Genomic DNA, 18,733 nt, shown 5'->3' with positions numbered 1-18,733 from the left:
CGCTGGCTCAGCCGTTGACCTGGCTCATGCTCGCGGCCGGGTAGCGCTCGCCGGCCGCGGCCCCGCGCGGGGCGACGGCGTCGATCGCCTGCAGCTCCTCGGCGGTCAGCTCGAGGTCGACGGCGCCGATGTTCTCGGTCAGGCGCGCCTCGCTGCGGGTGCCGGGGATCGGGACCACGTGCTCGGCGCGCGCGAGCAGCCACGCGAGCGCGAGCTGGGCGGCGGTGACCTTGCGGGCCGCGGCGAGGCGCTCGACCTGGCGGACGAGGTCGAGGTTGCGCTGGAAGTTCTCGCCCTGGAACCGCGGCGAGTGGCGGCGATAGTCGTCCTGCGCGAGGTCGTCGACCGACTTGATCTGGCCGGTGAGGAAGCCGCGACCGAGCGGGCTGTAGGCGACGAAGGTGATGCCGAGCTCGGCGCACAGCCCGAGCAGCTCGTCCTCGGGATCGCGGCTCCACAGCGAGTACTCGGTCTGCAGCGCGGCGATCGGGTGGACCTTGGCGGCGCGCCGGATCGTCGCTGGCGCGGCCTCGCTGAGCCCGAGGTGGCGGACCTTGCCGGCCTTGACCAGGTCGGCCATCGCCCCGACGGTGTCCTCGATCGGGACCTCCGGATCGACGCGGTGCTGGTAGTAGAGGTCGATGACTTCGACGCCGAGTCGCTGGAGGCTGGCGTCGCACGCGGCCTTGACGTACTCGGGCTTGCCGGACACGCCGAGGAACTCGCCGTTCGGGCCGCGGCGAATGGCGAACTTGGTGGCGAGCACGACGTCGTCGCGGCGATCGTGGATGGCCTTGCCGACCAGCGCCTCGTTGGCGCCGCTGCCGTACATGTCGGCGGTGTCGAGGAAATTGAGGCCCTGGTCCAGCGCGCGGTGGATGACGGCGATCGAGCGCTGCTCGTCGGCGGGGCCGTAGAAGTCGGACATGCCCATGCAGCCGAGGCCGATGGCGGACAGGTCGATGCCGGAGGTGCCGAGCTTGCGTGTCTTCATGGCCTCCTGTGTATGCGACAGCCCCCGCGGCCGCCACGCCGACCGCTGCGCTTCTCTTGCCCGATCCTGCGAGACGCAGGCACGCACCAGCGAGGACGGGCGCGGCGCTACGCCGGCCCGATCCTGCGATCCGCGGGCCGCGCGAGCTAGGCGGGCTGCCCGGGCGCGGCGTGCAGACGGCGGGCGTACTCGGCCGGCGGGACGCCGAAGTAACTCTTGAAGTCGCGGGTGAAGTGCGAGGCGCTGGCGTAGCCGACCTGATCGGCGGCCTCGCCGGCTCGCGCGCCGCGGAGCAGCAGCGCGCGCGCCTCGTGCAGGCGGACGTGCTTGACGTAGCGCATCGGGCTGACGCGAGCGACGGCGCGGAAGCGGTGGGCGAAGTGGGACGGGCTCATGGCGGCGCGGCGGGCCAGCTCCTCGACGGTCAGGCGGTCGCTCGCGTGGGCGCGGATGAACGCCATCGACTCCTGGATCCGGGCCTCGTCGCCGCGACGCACGGCCCGGCGCAGCACCGCCGCCGCCTCGGAGCGCAGCAGGCGGAACACGATCTCCTCGACGATGAGCGGCGCCAGCACGGTCCGCTCGGCCGGATCGCCGACTGCCTCGAGCAAGCGACACAGGGCGCCGACGATCGGGGCGTCGAGCCGCGACACGTACGCGGGCGCCGGCTCGTCGCCGCCGCCGACTTCGCTGTCGGCCAGGGCGATCAGGGTGCGAGCGACGACATCGGGCGGCATGGCGACGCTGAGCGACAGGTACGGTCGCTCCGGGTCGGCCTCGATCACGGCGCTCTCGAACTCGCCCTCGCCGGTGAGCAGGAGGTAGTGGAGCGGATCGTAGGTGAGGGCCTGCGCGCCGAAGTTGGCGGTCTTGCGGCCCTGGACGACCACCAGCAGCGACAGCGTGAGCGCCTGCGACTTGCGCCCGCTGAACGGCCGATCGGCGCGCCAAAACCACAGGCCCGGGTACGGCGAGTCGGTCCGCCCCTCGCTCGTCGCGTGGCGCGCGACGAGGGCGAGCAGGTCGGGCTGTCCGCGCGGCGGCTGGTCCACGGCGAGCGCAGGATAAACCACCGACGGGCCGAGGCGCGAGGCGCGACCGCGGCGAGGCGGAGGACGCCTGGGCAGCGCAGGGAGACGCGGACACGCGGGCCACGCCGCCCGTCACGAGTCGCGCTTGCGTCCAGACGACGTCGGCTCGCCTTTTGAACATGTCCTTTCAAACATGCTCTTTCGGGCATGCCCTCCAACACATGCCCTTCGAGACATGCCCTTCGGGACATGCCCGCTCGGACAGCCTCACCCGTGGTGGTACGGGTGACCCGCCAGCAGGCTGCCGGCGCGGTAGAGCTGCTCGAGCAGGATCAGCCGGACCAGCCGGTGCGGCAGGGTCAGGCGAGACAGGGCCATCAGGCGGTCCGCCTGAGTGCGGTCGGTGACGGTGAAGCCGTCGGCGTCGCCGATGTAGAGCGCGACGTCGCGGGCGTCGCGGCGCCAGCGGTCGATCCACTGCGCCAGCTCGCGGGTGGCGATCTGTTCGCCGCGCTCGTCGAGCAGCACGCGCGCGCCCTCGTGGCGGGTCCAGTGGGCGCGGATAGCCGCCAGGTCGCGCACCTCGAGCGTCTCGACGGTGACGAACGGCTGCACGCGCCGAGCATAGTCGGCGCACAACGCGACGAGCGCGGTGTCCTTGAGCTTGCCGGCGGCGACGACGCTGATCTTCACGGGCGAACGCTCACTTGCGCCGCGGGGGCACGTCGGCCGGGGGCGCGTCGGCCGGGGGCGCGTCGGCCGGGGCCGCGTCGCTGTCCGGGTCCTCGGCCGCCAGCGCGTCGTCGTCCTCGTCGCCCTCGTCGCCCTCGTCGTAGGCGTACTCGCCCTCTTCGTCGGCGAAGTCGTCGGGCTCGTCGTACTCGGCGGCCTCGTCCTCGTCGCCCTCCTCGGGCTCCTCGTCCTCGGCGCCCTCGGGCAGCTCACCCGGCGCGTCGGCCAGCTCTTCCTCGTCCTCGAGCTCGCCCGGGAACGCGCCGAAGCTGCCGCCGCGGAACGGCGGCATGTCGGTCGGCGGCGTCAGGCCCTCGAGCGCCGAGGTGTCCATGACATCTTCAGGCAGCCCGAGCTCGACCCGCGGCGCGTCGCGCCACATGCTCTCGAGGTCGTAGTGCTTGCGCACCGGGTGGTAAAACACGTGGACCAGGAAATCGTCGTAATCGAGGAGGTCCCACAGGTGCTCCTCGAGGCCGTCGGTGCCGATCGGCGACCGCTGCTGGTCCTTGAGACCGGCCATGATCGCCTCGGTGATGCCGCCGACGTGGCGGTCGGATCGGCCGGACACGACCAGCGCCCAGTCGGTGTAACCGGCCACGTCGGTGAGCTGGAGGACGACGGGCGCAGCGGCCTTGGCGTCGACGGCGAGGTCGAGGGCGCGCTGGATGGCGGGCGGCAGGGCCGCGCGCGAGAGAGCAGGCTTCGTCACGCGTGGCCTTTTAGCGCGGGCGAGCGGCGCCGCAAAGGCCCCCGGTTCGGACGCGGGCGCGTCAGCTCACGCGGAGGCGCCCGCTCCCCCGCGGGAGCCGTGGCTTCGTGGCGGAGCCTCGCTCGCCCTCGGGCCCGCGCCCGCTCACGCCCGACCTCGCCGACGCGGTGCAGGCTCCTCGCGCCCTCGGGCCGCGCCCGCGTCACGCGAGCTCGCGCTCAGGTGCCGGCGAGGCCGTCGAGCAGCCGCCGTCGCTCGCTCTCGTAGCGGACCCGCTCGGGCAGCGGCAGGACGTGCTCGGGCGCCTGGAGCTCGAGCTCCGGGGTGCGAGCCGCGGTGCCGGTGAGGTGGGTCTCGCCGACCAGCGCTCGCTCGAGCTCGTCGCGGACGCCGTAGCCGACGCGGACCTCGGCCGACTGCCACAGCCCCGTGGCGCGCTCGATCGTCAGCGTGCCCTCGATCGCGGTGAGCTCGGCCTTCTCACGCCACTCCCGGCCAGGCGCCGCACCCGCGGGCACCGGCACGCGCGCGCCCGGCTCGGCCAGCGACAGCGTCACCCGCACCGTCTCGCCCTCGTCGGCCGCGGCCACGGCCAGCGCCGGCGCGGCCAGCTCGACCACGTCGTGCACGCTGCGCTGGGCCTCGTCGAGCCAGCGCTGGTGGAGGTCGGCGTCGAGCGGGCGCACGTGCCAGGCGCGGTGCATCAGCCGCGTGTAGGCCGTCTCGTCGATCACCACGAGCTCGCGGCCGCGGTGCTGATCGGTATGTTGGGACAGGTAGAAACGGACAGGTTCACCGGCCCCGGCGGCCCACTGCAGATCGAGCTCGTCGACGACCTTCTGCGCCAGCAGCACCGGCGTATCGACCGCGGGACGCACCGGCTCGACCGGCGTGAGGCTGAACTCCGCGGTGTACTTGAGGGTGTGGCGGCCGAGCAGCGCGCGGGCGACGGCGTGGCTCTGGCCGAGCACCGCCAGCAGGGTCGCCGGGCTCGGGGTCGCCAGCAGGGCGTCGACCCCGGCGCGGGCCTGCTCCTCCTGGCTCTTGTGCTCGGCCCCGGGGCGGGGCGGCAGGGCGGCGGGTTCGGCGACCGGCAGGTTGTCGTCGTCGTCGCCGCCGCAGGCGGGCCCGCCCGCGAGCACGAGCGCGAGGGCGAGGCCGCGGACCGGCCGGATCGAGGGCGCTGGCACGCGCGGAGGATAACAGGAACAAGCGCGGGCCGGATCGCGTAGGATCCGGGCCACCCGATGCTCGAGCCGCTGCTGATGTTCCAGGGCCCGGAGACCCTCGAATTGGTCGAGACCCATCCGGTCCTGGTGCAGGCCCTGATGGCCCCCTGGGCGCCGTGGTTGGCGTTTCTCTTCGGTTCGCTGTGGGGCAGCTTCGCCAACGTGGCGATCTGGCGCCTGCCGCGCGGACTGTCGGTCGTCCGTCCGGGCTCGGCCTGCCCCGCGTGCGAGCACCCGATCGCCTGGTACGACAACATCCCGATCCTCTCGTACCTGTTGCTGCGCGGGCGCTGCCGCCGCTGCGGCGAGCCGTTCGCCCTGCGCTACCTCGTCGTCGAGCTGCTCGGCGGCGTGCTCAGCTTCACGCTCTACCTGCAGTTCGTGCTGCGGCCGATGGTCCAGGGCGGCCCACCCGGCCTGCTCGCGTGGCTGCTGTGGTTCTGCTTCGGCCTCGGCCTGCTGATCGCCACGTACACCGACCTCGACGTGTGGATCATCCCCGACGAGGTCGTGCTGCCGATCGCCGGCCTCGGCCTGGTGGTCGCCGCGGCCAGCCCGGCCACGCTCGGCGTCGGCATCCTCGAGGCGGGCCTCGCGGCCGCGTGCGGTTACTTGCTGATCGCCGGGCTGCGCTGGGTCTACCTGCGCTTCCGCGGCATCGAGGCGCTCGGGCTCGGCGACGGCAAGCTGCTGTGCATGGTCGGCGCCTTCGCCGGCGCGCGCGGGCTGATGTGGACCCTCGCGGCCGGGGCGATCCAGGGCCTCCTCGTCGCCGTGCCGATGCTGCTGCTCGGGCGGGGCGTGGCCAACACCGCGCTCGCCGAGGTCCACGGCGACGACCCCGAGCTCGGCGACGAAGACCCGGACGACGGCGTGCTCGGGGCGCGCGTCCCGTTCGGGCCCTTCCTGGCGCTCGCGGCCTTCGAGTATATGTTCCTCCGCGAGCACATCGAAGGCCTGTGGGCCGCGCTCGTTTCGCCGTGATCGAATTTCTGACCGCCCCGATGGACGACGCGATCTTCCCGTTGCCGCAGCTGCAATGGGTCGCGCTCGAGATCTTGCCCAAGGCTGCGCGCGGCTACGCCGACGTCGCGGCCGAGCTGACGTTCGCGCTGCTGCTCGGACTCCTGCTGCGGTTCATCGTCTTGCCGCTGCTGGTCCGCGCCAGCGCCAAGAACGAGTGGGTCATCGACGACATCATCACGGCGCGCCTGCGCGACCGGGCTCTGCTGTGGGCGCTGCTCGGCGGCCTGCTCTCGGCGCTGCCCGACATGCCGTGGAAGGCCCGCTCGATCGCCTTCGGCGAGAAGGTCACGTTCGCGCTGCTGGCCCTGTCGGTGACGCTGACGCTGATGCGGATCGTGTCCGAGGTCGTCGGCCGCAATCAATCGCCGGCCGGCGGCGGCACGACCCTCATCAAGTACATCATCAACTCGGTGCTGCTGCTGCTCGGCGGCGGCGCGATCCTCGGCCTGTTCGGCGTGTCGGTGTTCCCGGCCCTGACGGCCCTCGGGGTCGGCGGCCTCGCGGTCGCGCTGGCCTTCCAGGACACGCTCGCCAACGTGTTCGCGGGCGTCAACCTGACCGCCTCGCGGCAGATCCGGGTCGGCGACTTCATCAGCGTCGACGCCAAGATGGAGGGCTTCGTCGCCGACATCGGCTGGCGCACCACGACCCTGCGCACGCTCGACGACCTGCTGATCTTCATCCCCAACAAGCGCCTCGGCGAGGCGATGATGACCAACTTCAGCCGGCCGGACCCGACCATGTGGATCGAGGTCCCGTTCCGCGTCGGCCTCGACGTCGACCCCGAGGCGCTCGAGGCGATCCTGCTCGACGAGGTCCGGAAGGCCCGCGAGGTCCTGCCCGGCCTGCGCGAGGTGGCCCCGGCCATGCGCCTGCGCGTCGGCGAGTGGTCGCTCGAGGTCCGCCTGTTCGTGCCGATCCAGAACTTCGTCGACCGCAACCCGCTGACCACCGCCATGGTCAAGCGCCTGCTGATCCGCCTGCGCCGCGAGGGCCTCGTGATCCCGCTGCCACAGCGGGTGGTCCACGTACCCTCCGCGACGGCCGACACCTCGACGACGTCCGCCGGGCCTCTGTCGGCGCCCTGATCGGCCGCTCAGTCCTCGCCCGGAGGACAGCCGTCCGCGGCGACCGTGAACCTCGGTCTGATCTGCGACACGACGTCCGGTCGAAAAACTTGCGTCGTCTCGCCTTCGCGACAGAATGCACGCAAAGCCCCTAAATGGGGGCTTGGAGCGACAAATTGGCTTCCCAACGTCTCCGCCTCGCGGACCCGTGATCGCCGTGATCCGAAAGGCCCGGTGGTGTCGCTCACTGGACGACCGGGAGCATTTCTCGTGTCGTGACCCGGACTCGCACGGGTTCGACCACGTCCTGGCCATCGATCCAGCCGAGGACAATTCGCCGGCGCTCCGGGCCCGAGGGCGCCGGTCTCGGGCGTCGGGGCGGACCCTCCCTCCCCACCTCCTCCCAGCATGAAGTTCCCAAGCGACGATCGATCACGGATGACGGCCGAGCTGGCGATCGAGGTGACGCTGCGTTATCCGTTGCCTTGGTTTTCACCCGGCGACCTCGGCCTGCAAGAGCTCCTGAGCCCGGGCCCGCGTCTGCTCGGCGGCTCCGGCTTCCGCGGCCTCGCGGTCGCCCGCCTCGGCGGCTGGCCGACGCTCGCCGCCGACCCGCAGCGCGCCGCCACGGCCCTGCGATTTTTGACCTTCTGGGCTCTCCTCGGCGAGGAGGTCGGCTTCCCCGAGGCCGAGCTGCTGGCGGCGGTGCGCGGCAGCGACGACCTGCCGACGAGCACCCCGGCGGCTCTGCGCGCGTGGTGGGAGGTGGCCCGGCGCTGCCGCACGGCGATGGGCCCGGCCTGGTGCGGCCGGCTGGCCGAGGACTTCGCCGACTGGCTCGACGCGGGCCGCTGCGAGGCGCACTGGCGCGCCAAGCTCGAGGCCGACGCGGCCTACCCGGCGCGCCAGGACCTGCTGCCGATCCGGGTCGCCAGCGTCGGCGTGGCCCCGGCCATCGATTTCCTCGAGTACGTCGGCGACTGTCCGCTGCCGCTGGCGGTCCGCAGCCACCCGGCCCACGCCGCGGTCCGCCGCTACGCCGCCCGCCTGGTCGCCGTCCAGGACGACCTGGTCGGCGTGGCCGAGGACCTGGCCTCGCACCGCCCCAACCTGCTCGGCTGCATGCTCTACAACGAGGGCCTGAGCCCGGCCGCCGCCGCCGCCGAGGTCGAGGCGCTGCACGACGAGAGCCTGTGTGGCCTGACCGGCGCGTCGCAGCTGCTGCGCGCCGAGTTCCCCCGCGTCGAGGCGGTGACCCGCTGGCTGCGCGCGGTCCAGACGCTGTGCCACGGGTTCGCCCGCTGGCACGCGACGTACCCGTACGACTGCCGCGTGACCCGCCTGCCCGCGGGCCCGGACCTGGCGATCGAGATCGAGTACGTCTGAGGCCGCCTGGGCTTTCGGACATGCCTGTTCAGGCATGTCCGAAGAGCCATGCTCGAAGCGACATGCCTCATCAAACATGTCCTTTCGGACATCTCGGTTTCATGAGCGAGCGCGCCAGGCGCCCGCGAGTCACTCGCACTTGCCGTGGATCAGCGGCGCGGCCTTCTTCTGGGTGACGATGTCCTGCGGATCGCCGTCGGCCGAGTAGTACCAGTCCTTCGTCGGCTTGCCGGTGTCGAGGTAGGCCCTGAGGTCGCGGGCCACCTCGGCGGGCGCGGCCCACTGCGTGTTGTGGCCGAGGTCGTCGACCTGCACCCCGTCGGGCGCGAGCGGGCGCTTGCCGTACTGCTTGAACCAGTACTCGAGCTTGCAGGCGTCGACCGCGACGTCGAGGGCGGCGCGCAGCGCCTGCTGGTCGGGGTCGTCGGGGAAGAAGCCGTCCTGGGTGGCCCACAGGATCAGCGTCGGCACGCTCAGGTCGTGCAGGCGGGTGGTGTTGTCGGTCTGCAGCAGCGCCCGGGCCGCGCCGATCCACGTGCCCATGCGCGTCGCCGCCGTCTCCGCCGCGATCGCGGCCAGGAACGCCGGGTCGGCCGCCGGGTCGACCACCCACGCGCCCTCGATCCACGCCTGCGCGTCGGCCTCGGCGTCGAGCGGATCGAGCTCGTACACGTCCTCCGGGAACTGCAGGCCCTGGGCCTCGAAGCCGGCCTTCCACGCGCCCTCGACCGGATCGGCGAGCACGTAGTCCTGCAGCACCACGTTGCCGGCCACGCCCGCCGCGGTGCCGATCAGGACCAGCTTGTCGACCCGCTGCGGGTGCGACAGGCCCAGCTCCTGGGCCACGAAGCTGCCCATCGAGTGGCCGACGATCGAGGCGCGGGCGATGCCCTTGGCGTCCATGAACGCGATCACGTCGGCGGCGAGCTCGGCCGGCGCGAAGCACTGCTCCGGCGCGGCCGCGCACGCTGACGCCGGCGGCATCGACGAGCCGCCGTGGCCGCGCTGGTCGAGCACGTACAGGCGATAGTCGTCGTCGAGCTCATGCAGCGCCAGCGCCGTCGGCATGAACGAGCGCGAGGTGTCGGTGTACCCGTGGAGGAAGATGACCGCGTCGCCGTCGGGATCGCCGAGCTCGTGGTAGGCCAGGTCGATGCCGGTCGAGAGCGCGAGGGTGTGCTCGACGGGGCTCGCTTCACCGTCCAGCAGGAAGCAACCGGGGGCGGCGACGGCCAGCGCTGCCCACAACGACGAATGACGGATCCGACAAAGCATGCGCACGCCCGGTCATAGGCCATGACCGCGGCGCTGGCAACGGCGGCGAGATTCAGGCCGCGGGTGACGGAAGGGTCCGCACGGCCGTGGCCAGCGCGACGCGCACGGCCTCGCGCGTGAAGGGCTCGGCGAGCGCGGCCACGAAGCCGCAGGGCGGCGCACCGTCGGCGATGGCGATCGCCACGGCGTGCGCCGGCGCCTCGGCGTCACCCTCGAGGATCCACACCACGCCGCGGCCCTCGCCCGCGATCGCGGGGTCGCTCGCGCGCTCGACCGCGAGGCCGAGGTTGCGCAGCGTCGCCACCAGGGCGTCACGCGACGGCGTCCTCGCGCCGACGATCCGCGCCTGCAGGCCCGCGAACGGCGAGATCTCGGCCGCCGGCGCCTGCTCGACCAGCGGCAGCTCGAACCAGAACAGCGAGCCCTCGCCCGCCTCGCTCTGATAGCCGATCGCGCCGCCCATCAGCTCGACCAGCCGCTTGCACACGCTGAGGCCGAGGCCAGTGCCGCCGTGACGGCGCGCGTATGAGCCGTCGACCTGCGTGAACAGCTGGAACATCCGCTCGCGCGCCTGCTCGGGGATTCCGATGCCGGTGTCTTCGACCTCGACGCGCAGCCGCGCGTCGCTCCGCCGCGCCCGCACCACCACGTCGCCGCGCGGCGTGAACTTGATGGCGTTGCCGACCAGGTTGAAAAGCACCTGCCGCATGCGCCCCGGGTCGCCGACGATCGCGGCCGGCAGCGCCGGCTCGACGACCACCGCCAGGTGCAGCCCGCGCGCCCGCGCCTGCGGCGTGAACAGGGTGACCACCGACTCGACGAGCCCCGCCGGGTCGAAGGTCGCGGTCGCCAGCTCGATCTGCCCGGCCTCGATGCGCGACAGGTCGAGGATGTCCTCGACGATCCGCAGCAAGTCGCGGCCGGCGCTGTCGATCGCCTCGGTGTAGCGGCACAGCTCCGGATCGGCCACGTCCTCGCGCAGCAGCTCGTTCATGCCGATGACGATGTTGAGCGGCGTACGCAGCTCGTGGCTCATCGTCGCCAGGAACTCCGACTTGAGCTGCGAGGCCCGCTGCGCCCCGTCGCGCGCGACCTCGGCCTCGTGATAGGCGGCGCCGAGCTGGCGGCCCATCTCGGCCACCGCGTGGGCGCTGGCGTCGAGTTCGGCGATCACGATCGGCGGCGGCTCGACCACGTACTCGCCGGCGCCGATCCGCCGCACCAGGCCGTCGATGGCGAGCAGCGGGGTGACGACCTCGGCGGAGATCTGGCGCGCGCGGCGGGCGATGAACCACAAAAACCCGCAATAGAACGCGATGAGGCCGCAGACCATCCAGCCGCCGATGCGGAACAAGCGGTCGCCGAGGCTGGTGACCTGGGCGTAGATGTCACGCTCGGGCGCGACGATCAGCAGCGTCCAGCCGGTCTGCGCCACCGTCGCCCAGGCGACCACGTGCGGGCCGTGCAGCTCGACCGCGGCCACGCCCTGCCGCGCGCCGCGGACCTCGCCCGCCAGCGGCGCGAGGTCGGGCCGCTTGAACAGGTTGAAGTCGTCGGGCTTGAACGTGTCCTGGCTGATGATCTCGGTGTACGAGTGCTCGGTCAGCTCGTGCAGGCCCCAGTCGGCCTCGCCCGCCGGCGGCAACGCCAGCAGCGAGCCGTCCTTGCCGACCAGCACGCCGTAGCCGCTCCACGGCAGCTGCAGCTCGAGCACCTCCCCGATGATCGTCTTGGTCGTGATGTCGAGGCCGACCACGCCCTCGAGGAACTCGTCTCGGTACACCGGGGCGATGCACGAGACCATCCAGCCCTGCCCCGCCGGATCGACGTACGCGTCGGTCCACACCGCCTCGCGCCCGGGGTTGTGACGCGCGTCCGCCTCGTAATAAAAATTGTACGAGGGGATGTCCATGCGCGTCCCGTACTGCGCCAGGCTGTCGACCCCCGGCAAGATCCGGTTCAGCGAGTCGAACGCGTTGAAGTACAGCTGGACGATCAGCGGATTGCTCGCCAGGATGTCGCGCATCACCGGCTCGAGCTGGGCCGTGCGCGCGACCTTGTCGAGCTCGGCCGGACCGATCGACGTCACCGCGCTGTAGTAGACCGAGCTGCCCGGCGCCCCCGTCTCGCTGTAAAGCGCGCCGTCCGGCGAGGTCCTGAGGCTCGCGCGCTGCTCGGGCGTCAGCGCGTACGGCCGCGTCAGCGCCTCTCGCGTCTGGCGGGCGTAGAGCGTCGCCATCTGCCGCACGCCGGCCAGCTGCCCGTCGATGATCGAGGCCTTGTACGCGGCGATTCGCGCCAGCTCGGCGTCGGCGATCTCGCGCACCGCCGCCAGGTTCTCGCGGGTGCCCGCGCCGTTCGCCAGCAAGTAGACGGCGATCAGCGCGATCTCGACGAGCAACAACGGGAGCAGCGCGACCCGCAAAAAGGCGCGCCAGACGTGCTGTCGGAGCAGCAGTGGCGGGCGGACGGACAAGTGCCCCTACGTATCACGATCCGTCGACGATGACCCCCGGCGTGGCCAGCGCTCCGACCGCTGCCGCCCGCAGGCTCGGAGCAGGCCCGATGAAGCCGCGTGCACCGGATTCACCGTACGCGGGATCCCAACGGCGGCGCCCAAATCTGGAGCACGACGCGACCCATCCGCGGACGCGTCACGCGCCGCGTCCACATCGGCGGTCGTGATCGTTTCGCGCGCATGGAGACCCCGCAGGACCTGCCGCGCCGGCACCCCGGCCGCGTCGAGGCCCGCGCGTCCCCGAGGCGATCGTCGCGGGTCGTACCGCCGCGCGAGCGTGACCTTCGGAACATGTCCTTAAGGACATTATTCGACGCCTCCAAAGACATGCCCTTAAAGACATGTCCTATCAAACATGCCTCTCTACATGTCCCATGAAGCATCCCGATCGCGCGGTCCCCTGCGAGCCACGGATGAGCCCCGTACCCGCCCCGACCCTCGACGCCTCGCGCCGCCGACGACCGGCCCGACGGTCGCGCCCCGCCCGGGCTGTGCTAGCCTTCGGCCACACGCTCGCCGGCCCCCGTCGGCGACCGAGCCACGGACAGGGGATTTCGATGAGCACGCCAGAACCGGCCCAGATCACGGTGTTCACGTTCAAGGACGGCCTGCTCGCGCGGCTCGCCCACGATCTGCGGCTGTCGCTGGGGCGCTTCGAGATCCGCCGCGATGGCACCGCGCTCAGCGGTCGCTTCTGGCCGGCCTCGCTGAAGGTCGACGGCGTCGTCGGCAAGGACGGCCGGGTCGACGTCGAGGGCCTCGGCGCCAGCGACAAGGCCAAGATCCAGCGCAACATCACCGACGAGATCTTGCTGACGGCGCAGCACCCGGAGGTCAGCTTCGCCGGCGCGCTCACCCCGGGCGGGGTCCTGGACGGCCGGCTGGTCATGCTCGGCAAGACCGTCCCGGTCCGCGCCCCCGTCCGCGTCGAAGGCGATCGCCTGCACGCCGAGTTCACCCTCGTGCCCTCGCAGTGGGGCATCGCGCCCTACAAGGCGCTGGCCGGCGCGATCAAGCTGCAGGACCGCCTGGTCGTCGCCCTCGACCTGCCCGCCGACCCGGACGCCGGCGGCGAGGCCACGCCCGATCCGTGCACCTGGAAGTCTCCGTGACCGCGCCCGCGTGAGCGGACGCCCCGCGGCGAAAGTCCGGCCGGGATTCGCCGGGGCCGCCGCGCTCGACGGCCTCCGGAGCGCCGCCACATTGCGACAGTCCGCGAAGGCTGCCCCATCGGGCATGCCCCTTCGACCATAAATAAAGGGACATGCTCTCACGAGCATGTCCCTTCCGACACCTTACGAGATCACTTCGCGCGGGCCTTGCGGGCCGCCTCGCTGATCTTGCGCTGCTCCTCGGCGTCGATCACCCCGTCGCGCAGCGCCTCGTCGACCGCGCTGCGCACGGCCGCGCCGGCGGCCCTGGCCGCCTCGCCCCGCCGGCGATCCCGGTCGGAGTGCTGCTCGGCCCGCTCGCGCGCCCGCTCGGCCCGCTCACGCGCTCGCTCGCCCCGCTCGCGCGCCCGCTCGCCCTGCTCGCGCGCCCGGTCCGCCTGCTCGCGGGCCCGATCCGCCTGCTCGCGCGCCCGCTGGACTCCCTGGAGCGAGGCTGCGACCCCGCGCTGGACGTCCGCCGCGATCTTCTCGAAATCGACCCCGGCCAGCTCGCGCTCGATCTGTTCGTCGAGGCCCTGGAGCTGCGCGTCGACCTGGGCGGCCAGCGCCTCGGCATGGGCCGCCAGCGCCTCCTCGTCGAAGCCCGAGACGTGGAACGCCCCCGGATGCACCGCCACGTGCGGCACCGCCAGCGCCATCACGTCGTGATCGTCGTCGTCGCAGTCGTCGTGGTCGTGCCCGATCACCACCTTGAAGCTCGGCGGCGTCGGCGGCGTCGGCGGCGTCGGCGGCCTGGGCGGCGTCGGCGGCGTCGGCGGTGCCACGTGCGAGACGTGCGAGACGTGCGAGACGTGCGAGACGTGCGACACCGGCACGTACACCGCCGGCGCCGCGTAGTACCCGCTCTTGGCCCGCAGCTTGGCCGCCTTCTTGGCGTGACGCTCGGCGCGGCGCAGCAGTCGCTTCTGCTTGCGCGTCAGCTCCTGCGACTGCTGGACGACGATGACCTCGTGCCCGTGCACCGCGTGATCGTGGGGCGTGCGCACGACCACGACCGGCGACTCGGGCACGTGCACGAACGCCAGCGAAGGCTGCGGCGCCGGCCCGTTGTCGGGCGCCGTCGGCCACTCCTGCGGCTCGTGCGGCCCGGTCGTCGCCGCGATCGACAGCCCCGGCGCGCCGAACGTCACCATCATCAGCAGCGCCGCCGCCAGGCCCACGCGCCAGCGGCGGGCCCACTGCCCGCGGTCGCGCAGGTGCACGTGCAGCAGCCGCTGCACCCGCCGCGCCAGCTGTGACGCGTGCCCCGCCATCGGGCTGGCGAACGTCGACATGTCCCGATGACCAGGCCACGCCGCGACCTCGGCCAGGCAGCGCGCCAGGTGCACCTCCGAGCCGGTGTGGCGCACCGCCCAGTCGTCGCACAGCTCCTCGGCCGCCTCCTGCATCCCGCGGCGGGCCACGCGATTGAGCGGCTGGAAGAACAGCACCGCCTCGACCACCGCCGCCAGCATCTGCCACGCCGGATCGCGGCGCAGCACGTGGGCCAGCTCGTGGGCCAACATCGCCTCCTGTTGCCGCGGCGCCAGCTCGCGCGCCTGCTCCGGCACCACGATCTCGCGGCCCGCCATGGCGATCGGCGAGGTGATCACGTCCGACATGCTGAGCTGCACGCTCGCGCCCGGGGCCCGCGCGGAGGCCAGGAGCCGCGTCAGCCGCTCGCGCAGCGGACCCGAGCCCAGCACCCGCCGGTCGGCGAGCCCGCGACGCATGCGACGGAACGACAGCCCGACCCGCCCGAGCGAGGCCGCAGCCCCGAACACGAACAGCCCCGCGAACGCCCACACCGCCGCGCTCACGCCCCCGACCGGCCCCGCGGTCGCCATCTGGAGCGGCGCCGGCGCGGCCATCGGCGGCTGCGGCGGCGCGACCGCCCACCCCGGCACGTCGACGAACAGCGGCGGCGCGGCGAACACCGCCGTCATGTCGTCGTCGCTGATCACCACCAGGTGCGACTCACAACCGACGCACGCGCGCGTGAACGGCAGCAGCAGCGTCGCTGGCTCCTCCACGAGCGGGGGCGGCGGCGCGGCGATCATCGGCGGGGCCGTGGTCGGCGCCTCGTTGGTAGCCACGTTGACGCGGCCGAACATCGGCTCGACCCCGAGCCCGGTCTGCAGCGTCGCCGTGAACAGCCCGCCGACCAGCGACATCTTCCACAGCAAGCTGCGGGTCAGCGCGTCGAGCGGCAAAAAGCGGCTGAACGCCCACACGCCGCCGATCATCACGGTGCTGTGGACGAAGTAGGTGCCGAGCCAGCTCACCGTCTTGTGAGCCGCAGGCGCGGCGAGACCGGCGAGGCCGGCAGGATCGATCGCAAGGTCAAGCATCGTCGTGTTCCTCAGCTTCACCGGATCGTTCCGCCAAACATTGTTGCAGGCGCGCGAGGTCGTCCGGATCGACGCCGCGGCCCTCGACGAGGTGACTGACCAGCAATGGCACGTCCCCGCCGAAGAAAAAATCAGTGACCCGACCGAGCATCGACCGCCGCACATCCGCCTCGCAGACGAGCGCGCGATAGATGAATTGCCGGCCCTCCGTTCGGTGGGCGAGGAGCCCCTTCTTCTCCAGCCGCGACAGCATCGTCGACACGGTGGTCGGCGCGAGCCCGAGGTCCCCCTCGGCCAGAACGGCGTGCACCTCGAGCGCCGTCGCCTCGCCGCGGCCCCACAAGATCCGCAGCAGGCCGAGCTGCGAGTCGCTGAGCTGGTGGTCCTCACCCATGAACGACAAGCGTAGTACTACAGGTGTAGTAAGGCGTCAAGCGAGAATCTGTGGCCCCTCGCGGCCTTCCAGAGCAGGTGGGCGGTTACGCTCCGACCTGCTCTTTCGGGCAGGTCGCGCTGTCGACGCGCATCCAGCGCAGCCCTCCGGCATCCCTCCTTTAATGCCGGATCGCCGCACGGACGAACGCACCAGTATGTCCCATTCGACATGTCTTCATCGACATGCTCCTAAGCACATTTCTTTTTAGACATGTCCTCGTGGACATGCCGCTACCTCGACATCGTCGGCTCACCTTCGTCGAGCTCGCGCTCTCGACCGCTCGACCCGTCCACGAACGCGAGCGAGCGGCAAACTTCGACCTCCGCGCGAAACCTTTCGCCGCCCTCGACCCGGCCCGATTGGTTTCACTGGCTCGGCTCGTTCGCCCACGCTTTCGACGTGCGGCTGCGAACGGCCGCTCCGCATCACCGCCGTGATCCTTCGTCGCTACCGACGCAGCTACTCCCGTGCGGCGCAGCGACGGGGGCCCGATGGCCCCGCGAATCGCGGCACCGCCTGGAATTATCATGACCTCACGATCCTACGTATCCACCCTCGCCCTGCTCCTCTTCACCGGCGCGTGCGGCGACGACGACGACGCCCCGGAGACCACCGACGCGACCGCCGAAGCATCGACCACCGACGCGGCGTCTTCCACGACCGAGACCGCGCCCACCACCACCGAAGCGCCCACCACCTCGACCACCGAGGACGGCGAGACTACCGGCGACGGCACCACCGGTGACACCACCACCGGCGACGCCACCACCGGCGACGCCACCACCGGGCCCGACACCACCACCGGCGAGGTCGATCCCGACGCCCTGAGCGCCTGCCAGGCCTACTGCGAGCGGTGGGAGGCGTGCGGCTTTCAGCCCGACCTCGCCGGCTGCATCGAAGGCTGCGCCGACAACCAGATCGGCCTCGCCGGCGCTTGCAAGCAGGCCAACCTCGAAGTCCTCGGCTGCTTCACCGCCCTCGGCTGCGAAGATCTGCTGGGCTCGATCGAGCAAGGCGGGCCGTGCAGCGAGCAGGAGGCCGCCGTGACCGACGTCTGCGCCGGGGACGAATGCTCGCAGAGCATGTCCACCAGCGACGACGCGTGCGAGTTGCAGATCGAGTGCATGGATGCGCCGCTGCGGCAGATGATCTGCGACGGCTCGACCTGCACCTGCCTCGAGGGCGGCGTGGAGCTCGGTGAGTGCGCCTCCGAGGACGTGTGCGCCACGGGCGACGCGGTGCTCGCCGAGGCCGCTCGCTGCTGCGGCTTCTGACGCCGGTTTTTTCGCATGTCGCCGGGCGCGCCCTCGCGCCCGGCGACGCGTCACCATGGCGCCATGACCCTCGCCGCGGCTGGCCTGCGCCCCCCTCGTGAAACCCTCGCCGGCCTGGCCGCAGGTGCATGCCTCGCCGTGGGGCTCACCGCCTGCCCCGCCGGCGACGCGGGCACCACCGACACACCGACGACCACGACCACCACCGCGACCGCTCCGCCCAGCACCAGCGCCGACACCACGACGACGACCAGCACGACCACCACCGCGGCTCCCACCACCACCAGCGACGGGCCCGATGCAACCACCACGGGCACTGCCACCACCGACACTTCAACAACGAGCACCACCGGGACCGAGCCGCCGCCGAACGTCGCGCTGACGCTCATCACCGACGACAACCGCGCCTACGTCGAGATGCACGGCGGCTGGGGCCCGCACCTGCGCGGCCTCATGCGCGCGCCCGACGGCAGCCTGTGGTTCCACGTCGACGCCGGCGAGGACGTGCTTCACAACCGCACCATCCGCTACTTCCGCCGCGGCCCCGACGAACCCGCGTGGAGCCTCGTCGCCGAGCAGCCGCACACCGACGGCGTGCAGCAGAACGCCGCCAGCATCCTCGTCGGCTCGATGCTCTACACCTACGGCGTCAACATTCAGCAGCAGTTCCTCGAGGAGTGCTATCTGGACACCGCCGATCCGGCGCTGCGGGCCTGCAACGCGGTGCTCGTCAGCGGCAATGTCTACACCACCCCGCCCTCCTCCAATTACGTCGGCGCCGCGGTGCTCGGCCCGGGCGCGCGGGTCGTGTGGTTTACCGTCGTCGGCGCGGGCGGCGGGCCCGGTCAATGGATCTACACGTACAATTACGGCGGCGGCTGGAACGGCCCGGTCCAGGTCGATCTCGGCGGCGCCAACGACCTCGGCTACGTGCACGCCATGGCCACGCCCGGCGGCGAATTGGCGCTGGTCGGCCAGACCTTCACCGGCAACTACCCCGACGGCAGCTACGCCGCGGTGGTCGCCGATGTCACCATGGGACAGGTCCCGAAGTACATGTCCTTGGAGCCACCCGATCCAGCCGCCCAGGTCCAGAGCGGCGCCGATCTGTTCCACGATCCGGCCGGCGACACCCACGTGCTGGCCTACTTCGACGACGTCGTCGCCTACTACCACCGCCCCGCCGGCGCCGCCTGGGACACCCACACCTCCCCGCTGCACGTGTTCGCCGACACCTACCGCGCCCGCTTCGCCCGGCCGGCCGGCGCTCCCCTGTGGCTGATCCGCGGCAGCCTCAGTGGCCAGGGCGTCGAGCTGTTGCGGGCCCCCGCGCCGGGCGGCCCGGTCGCGTGGGCGGACGCCGAGGTCCTCGAGGTCGCCAGCCCCGGCCCCGGCTTCGCCGCGCCCTCGGCCATCTACGTCGAATCTCCAACCTATCAGCAGGGCCAGGCCGGCGCGCTCGAGTTCGCGGTGTGCGGCCAGTACCAGGTCGGCGACCGATCGATCTGGCACGGCCGACTCGACTGACCGGACGGCCTCGCGCCATACAAT

Annotated in this window: 15 protein-coding genes; 6 read left to right on the top strand and 9 right to left on the bottom strand. The window is 72.0% G+C overall.

What is annotated here, in order from left to right; all coding sequences use genetic code 11:
- Positions 1-7 precede the first annotated feature (7 nt).
- From POL25_RS18510 to POL25_RS18490, 5 genes are all read right to left on the bottom strand, one after another.
- Complete coding sequence (locus POL25_RS18510) at positions 8-994, bottom strand: aldo/keto reductase (RefSeq protein ID WP_272087413.1); 987 nt, start codon at positions 992-994, stop codon at positions 8-10.
- A gap of 146 nt (positions 995-1,140) precedes the next feature.
- Positions 1,141-2,046: an AraC family transcriptional regulator gene (locus tag POL25_RS18505; protein WP_272087412.1), complete on the bottom strand. Its 906-nt coding sequence runs from the start codon at positions 2,044-2,046 to the stop codon at positions 1,141-1,143.
- 246 nt (positions 2,047-2,292) lie between these two features.
- Positions 2,293-2,718 carry a 23S rRNA (pseudouridine(1915)-N(3))-methyltransferase RlmH gene (locus tag POL25_RS18500; protein WP_272087411.1) on the bottom strand — a complete coding sequence of 142 codons (426 nt, stop codon included), beginning with the start codon at positions 2,716-2,718 and terminating at the stop codon, positions 2,293-2,295.
- Positions 2,719-2,728: 10 nt separating this feature from the next.
- Positions 2,729-3,469 carry a ribosome silencing factor gene (gene rsfS / locus POL25_RS18495; protein WP_272087409.1) on the bottom strand — a complete coding sequence of 247 codons (741 nt, stop codon included), beginning with the start codon at positions 3,467-3,469 and terminating at the stop codon, positions 2,729-2,731.
- Positions 3,470-3,687: 218 nt separating this feature from the next.
- Entirely contained in the window at positions 3,688-4,659 is a 972-nt protein-coding gene (locus POL25_RS18490) for a hypothetical protein (protein WP_272087408.1), read from the bottom strand.
- 57 nt (positions 4,660-4,716) lie between these two features.
- On the opposite strand from POL25_RS18490, the gene POL25_RS18485 reads away from it, so the two are divergent.
- From POL25_RS18485 to POL25_RS18475, 3 genes are all read left to right on the top strand, one after another.
- Positions 4,717-5,682 (top strand): prepilin peptidase, encoded by a 966-nt coding sequence (locus POL25_RS18485; protein ID WP_272087407.1) that lies wholly within the window; start codon positions 4,717-4,719, stop codon positions 5,680-5,682.
- Entirely contained in the window at positions 5,679-6,812 is a 1,134-nt protein-coding gene (locus POL25_RS18480; protein ID WP_272087406.1) for a mechanosensitive ion channel family protein, read from the top strand. Before POL25_RS18485 ends, POL25_RS18480 begins: the two co-directional genes overlap by 4 nt.
- Positions 6,813-7,199: 387 nt before the next feature.
- A complete protein-coding gene (locus POL25_RS18475) occupies positions 7,200-8,177 on the top strand; it encodes a terpene synthase family protein (protein WP_272087405.1) in 978 nt (325 codons plus the stop codon).
- Between the two features lie 129 nt (positions 8,178-8,306).
- Here the strand turns inward: POL25_RS18475 and POL25_RS18470 are convergent, their stop codons facing one another.
- On the bottom strand, positions 8,307-9,452 hold the full coding sequence (locus POL25_RS18470) for an alpha/beta fold hydrolase (RefSeq protein WP_272087403.1): 1,146 nt from the start codon (positions 9,450-9,452) through the stop codon (positions 8,307-8,309).
- Positions 9,453-9,504: 52 nt separating this feature from the next.
- Positions 9,505-11,928: a sensor histidine kinase gene (locus POL25_RS18465; protein ID WP_272087402.1), complete on the bottom strand. Its 2,424-nt coding sequence runs from the start codon at positions 11,926-11,928 to the stop codon at positions 9,505-9,507.
- A gap of 599 nt (positions 11,929-12,527) precedes the next feature.
- Between POL25_RS18465 and POL25_RS18460 the strand changes: the two genes are divergently transcribed.
- Positions 12,528-13,082 carry a YceI family protein gene (locus POL25_RS18460; RefSeq protein ID WP_272087401.1) on the top strand — a complete coding sequence of 185 codons (555 nt, stop codon included), beginning with the start codon at positions 12,528-12,530 and terminating at the stop codon, positions 13,080-13,082.
- A 191-nt stretch (positions 13,083-13,273) separates the two neighbouring features.
- Here POL25_RS18460 and POL25_RS18455 read toward each other — a convergent pair whose 3' ends face one another.
- On the bottom strand, positions 13,274-15,472 hold the full coding sequence (locus tag POL25_RS18455; RefSeq protein ID WP_272087400.1) for a M56 family metallopeptidase: 2,199 nt from the start codon (positions 15,470-15,472) through the stop codon (positions 13,274-13,276).
- Positions 15,465-15,866 carry a BlaI/MecI/CopY family transcriptional regulator gene (locus tag POL25_RS18450; RefSeq protein ID WP_272087399.1) on the bottom strand — a complete coding sequence of 134 codons (402 nt, stop codon included), beginning with the start codon at positions 15,864-15,866 and terminating at the stop codon, positions 15,465-15,467. The genes POL25_RS18455 and POL25_RS18450 overlap by 8 nt, the downstream gene beginning before the upstream one ends.
- 569 nt (positions 15,867-16,435) lie before the next feature.
- Here POL25_RS18450 and POL25_RS18445 point away from each other — a divergent pair.
- Together POL25_RS18445 and POL25_RS18440 are read left to right on the top strand one after the other, a co-directional pair.
- Positions 16,436-17,182 (top strand): hypothetical protein, encoded by a 747-nt coding sequence (locus POL25_RS18445; protein ID WP_272087398.1) that lies wholly within the window; start codon positions 16,436-16,438, stop codon positions 17,180-17,182.
- A 63-nt stretch (positions 17,183-17,245) separates the two neighbouring features.
- Positions 17,246-18,709 carry a hypothetical protein gene (locus POL25_RS18440; RefSeq protein WP_272087397.1) on the top strand — a complete coding sequence of 488 codons (1,464 nt, stop codon included), beginning with the start codon at positions 17,246-17,248 and terminating at the stop codon, positions 18,707-18,709.
- Positions 18,710-18,733: the final 24 nt, after the last annotated feature.

The organism is Nannocystis bainbridge (assembly GCF_028368995.1).
Lineage (GTDB): Bacteria > Myxococcota_A > Polyangia > Nannocystales > Nannocystaceae > Nannocystis > Nannocystis bainbridge.
The sequence above is the reverse complement of the archived record's forward strand: the minus strand, read 5'-3'. Positions and strand labels throughout refer to the sequence as shown.